Annotated in this window: 1 protein-coding gene; it reads left to right on the top strand. The window is 56.3% G+C overall.

Features of this window, described 5'->3' with window-relative positions; genetic code table 11:
- Positions 1-306: AAA family ATPase (locus EN852_RS34640; protein ID WP_135879573.1), on the top strand; the 306-nt coding region annotated here is incomplete at its 5' end.
- Positions 307-647: the final 341 nt, after the last annotated feature.

Below are 647 nucleotides of genomic sequence, written 5' to 3'. Positions count from 1 at the left end.
GAACTGGAATTAGACGACCTGACATTTCTGCTCGGTCCAAACGGTGCCGGCAAGACCGCGGTACTGCAAGCTCTAGCGAGGCTATTCAGCTTTGATCCAGCGCGGCGCAAGGTCAAGAAATCCGACTTCCACGTTCCCTATGACGAGAATCCCGATGAGGAGCTGGTCGAACGAGAACTCTGGATAGAGGCCGATTTTGAGTTCCCCGAAGTAGTAGGCACCTTCGAGCTTTCCGGATCGTGCTCTATGCGCCAGCCGCTTCAGGTTGAAGTCGAGCATCTGTCGCGCTTCCCCGGCTCGCCGTGAAAGACCATCGCTCCACGGACATCGTATCCAAGGACGGATGCATTCGCCACAAACTGGATGGCTTCGCCGAGGCGCATGCTGATCTTTGCATCAGCGTGACTGGAGAGATCCACGACCCCTAAAACCTCAGCGGGGGTGTTCCTGGCCTCAAAGTCGGCAGCGCTGATGCGAGGCAAATTACGCGACCAAAGGCTGTTGAGCACTGGCCTCGCGAGCAAGCTGCTCAGCTTCCTCTTGGGATAGCCCAATGAGCACTCTGTCACCAATTTCGGCAGGCAGGTCAGTCAATTGGTCGAACACCATCCATTGGTCGGTCGGATCCAGAATGACGACGAATCTCA

This window comes from Mesorhizobium sp. M2E.F.Ca.ET.209.01.1.1, assembly GCF_004010375.2.
Taxonomy (GTDB): Bacteria; Pseudomonadota; Alphaproteobacteria; order Rhizobiales; family Rhizobiaceae; genus Mesorhizobium.
The sequence above is the reverse complement of the archived record's forward strand: the minus strand, read 5'-3'. Positions and strand labels throughout refer to the sequence as shown.